The following is a 2,966-nucleotide window of genomic DNA, read 5'->3' as shown; positions in this document are numbered from 1 at the left end:
GCCGCTCAAACGAGCCGAGCATCGCAACGGGACACCACCCGCACCTGACACCGTCACCATCACTCGGCAGGACAGAACTTAAGTCACCAACATTGAGGCTAGGCCGTCTCCTCCGGGTTCGGGCCGCTCAGGGCGCGGGCCCGCTGGGCCGGGTCGTAGTCCGGGCCGACCCCCTCGACGAGGACGACGTCCCCGTCGATGTGGTCGGTGCGCAGGTGCAGGATGGCCCGGTAGGCCGGGGAGCCGTACCAGGCGCGCGCCGTGGCGAGGTCGGGGAACTCGAGCAGCACCATGCTGCCGGGCCACGAGCCTTCGAGGACCTCCGCCGGCGGGCCGTGGACGACGAAGCGCCCGTCGAAGGGTTCCAGGGTCTTGCCGACGGACTCCAGGTACGCGATCACGTCGGGGTGCTGCCGACGGGCGCGGAGATGGGCCAGACCGTAAGCGGGCACCTCGGGCTCCTTCGTTCGGGGACGGCGACGGCCCGAACGTAGCCGCAGGCGGGCGGTCGCGGCCATGCCCCCGGAGGTCACGGCGACTGCTTTGCGAAGTCGGGGGGCCGTCGGACCGGCGCCCGGCGGCAGCGGCGGTACGGCCGCCCGCCGGTCGCCCCCCGGGCAGCGGTATCCCTGCGGGCCCTGCAGAAGTACGCCGGACCGCAGTTCTGCGGGTGGATTTGCCTGGGGTCGCGCCCCGCCCCCGTGATCGACTGTGCCTGCCGCAGGGGCGCCGTAGTGCGCCGGCGGCCGGAGGGAAGCGCGTCCTTGCCCGAACGGGGCGGTCGCACGCACGAAGGAGAGACATGCTGGTCCGCAAGTTGAAGGCGGCTGCGGTCGCGGCCGCCGCGTTCGCGAGCGTCGCGGTGGTGGCCACGCCGGCCCAGGCGGTTTCCTACTGCTCGTACGGAGGCGGTGTCTACCTCTGCGAGTACTCGCCGACCGCCTACACGCTGCCCGACAAGCGGATACAGGAGTTCGTCGTCGGCAGCGACCGCGCGGTGTGGACCCGCTGGACGGACTCCAGCGGCAAGTGGTCGAAGTGGATCTCCATGGGCGGCCAGGCGTACAGCAAGGTGTACGTCCACGACTACGACACCACCGACCCCTGGTCCTTCCGGATGTTCTACTACGACCAGAAGACGGAGTACTGGGGCCGCAACCGCGACCGCAACGGCAACTGGTCCGGATGGACCTTCTACGAGACCCCGATCAACCGCTGACGACCACGTGCCGGGCCGCACCACCCCGGCGGCCCGGCCGGGGCTCCCCCAGCCCGTACGACGGGCCCCGCGAACCGAAGTTCGCGGGGCCCGTCGCCGCGTTCCCGGCCGTGTTCGACGCCTGCGTTCCGGGGGGGGCGAAACGCAACCGGCCCCCGCCACGGCGGATCCGCTCCGTACCTTGCCTGCGGCATGAGCCGATTCGTCCCCGCGCGGGCACATTGGCTCATTGCGGTCGGGGACTACCGGATTCCATTCGGAAGCACCCGGAACATCCCCTCGCGGTTCATCCGCCGCCTGCCACGACGGGCCATGCACAAGTGCGGCGGCCCGGCAAGGGGGCCTCTGTCCGGCGGGCTCCTTGGGCGGCCTCCCCCGTTCGCATAGCGTTTGCAGCACCCGGCAAACCGGGACTTCGTGACGAGAAGGGAACACGATTCCTATGCGCACGAGCACCACGTTCGCTGCTGCCGCCGCCGCGGCCGTACTGGCCGCCGTCGGACTGTCCGGCACCTCCTCCGCCCAGTCCACCCTCGACGCCACCATCGCCGCCCAGGCGAAGCAGGCCGGCCTCAGCACGAGCGAAGTGGCCTCCCTCCAGAAGCAGATGGACCGGCAGATGGCCCTGACGCCCGGCGGCAGGCAGATCGCCGTCAACCAGGTCGCCTGGCGCGGCGGGAAGGCCGTCATGACCTGGCCGCTGCCCGGCGAGAAGAAGGCCCGGGCGGTGAACGAGCGCCTCGGCGCCCTCGGCACCCCGAACTGCAACTACGCCTGGACCTGCCTCTACGAGCACGACCAGTACAACGGGCGCAGGCTCACCTGGTCGGACTGCAACTTCGAGTACCTCAGCAACTGGGGCTTCCAGGACCAGGCGACCTCCTGGCACAACAACCAGACCCGCGGCACGGTCACCACCGTCTACAACTGGACCGGCAGCACCTGGGAGCGCCTGTGGGGCGCGGCCGCCCCGTCGTCCAGCTCGAACGTCGGCACCTGGGCCAACGACAAGGCGGACGCCCTCTGGGTCTGCTGACCCGGACACCGCCGGAGACCGGCGCCTGAGCTCCGCCCCCGCGGACAGCGGCAGCCGTCCGCGGGGGCGGAGCGGGTGACACCGGCCGATGTGCAGGAGCAACCGACCCGCACCGCGGTCCCCGAGCGCACACCGGGCCCCAGGCCGCGCCTCCCTGCGGCTGCGCGCGTTCAGAACAGGGCGAGGCCCTCACCGGTGGTGTCCGCGACGACCGGCCGCGGCCGGGAGGGAAGGCCGTCGAGGCGGTCCGGGCCGGCTGCCGCGGCGAGGGCGGGGGCCGTCCCGGCCAGCCAGGTACGGAAGCGGTCGGCCGCTTCGGGGTACGGGACCCGGGCCAGGACCCGGTGTTCGCCGGACGGGCAGAAGTCGACGCCCACCGTCAGCAGGCAGGAGCGGGGCGCGTTCTGGCTGCCCGTCCACGACACGCGCAGCACTCCGCACGGTGTGCGCCCGCCGGAACTGCGGGGGCCCGGTGCGTCGGGCGCGCGGCCCGGCAGGCCGTGTGGGCCGTCCAGGCCGCGAGGTGGGGCAGGGGCAGGGTGGTGCGGGCGCGGCAGCCGGGGCACCGGTGCCAGTGGCCGAGCCAGTCGGCGGCGTGGGTGCCGAAGAGGCGCGTTTGACTTCCGCTCCCCGCCCTAAAGGACGGGGATTCCTACCACGGTCGTCTGACCGTCTCGGTGGGTTCCTGTTTCTCCGCGCTGCGCCGGGATG

4 protein-coding genes are annotated in these 2,966 nt (G+C 72.4%); 2 read left to right on the top strand and 2 right to left on the bottom strand.

The features are described from left to right. Window positions 1-98: 98 nt before the first annotated feature. The gene (locus tag ACZ7JZ_RS35960; protein WP_470947365.1) at window positions 99-452 is read right to left on the bottom strand and encodes a DUF1330 domain-containing protein; all 354 of its coding nucleotides are present in this window, start codon (window positions 450-452) and stop codon (window positions 99-101) included. Window positions 453-802: 350 nt separating this feature from the next. On the opposite strand from ACZ7JZ_RS35960, the gene ACZ7JZ_RS35955 reads away from it, so the two are divergent. After that, window positions 803-1,219, top strand: a complete 417-nt coding sequence (locus ACZ7JZ_RS35955) for a hypothetical protein (protein WP_470947362.1) — start codon at window positions 803-805, stop codon at window positions 1,217-1,219. Between the two features lie 442 nt (window positions 1,220-1,661). Continuing rightward, window positions 1,662-2,255, top strand: a complete 594-nt coding sequence (locus tag ACZ7JZ_RS35950; RefSeq protein ID WP_470947359.1) for a peptidase inhibitor family I36 protein — start codon at window positions 1,662-1,664, stop codon at window positions 2,253-2,255. Between the two features lie 170 nt (window positions 2,256-2,425). On the opposite strand, the gene ACZ7JZ_RS35945 is transcribed toward ACZ7JZ_RS35950, so the two are convergent. After that, the gene (locus ACZ7JZ_RS35945; protein ID WP_470947357.1) at window positions 2,426-2,680 is read right to left on the bottom strand and encodes a hypothetical protein; all 255 of its coding nucleotides are present in this window, start codon (window positions 2,678-2,680) and stop codon (window positions 2,426-2,428) included. Window positions 2,681-2,966 lie beyond the last annotated feature (286 nt).

The sequence above is a fragment of the Streptomyces sp. NPDC038213 genome (assembly GCF_055600495.1).
The sequence above is the reverse complement of the archived record's forward strand: the minus strand, read 5'-3'. Positions and strand labels throughout refer to the sequence as shown.

Coding starts and splice junctions, on each gene's coding strand:
- ACZ7JZ_RS35950 (WP_470947359.1), top strand. CDS start 1,662: ATGCGCACGAGCACCACGTTCGCTGCTGCCGCCGCCGCGGCCGTACTG.
- ACZ7JZ_RS35955 (WP_470947362.1), top strand. CDS start 803: ATGCTGGTCCGCAAGTTGAAGGCGGCTGCGGTCGCGGCCGCCGCGTTC.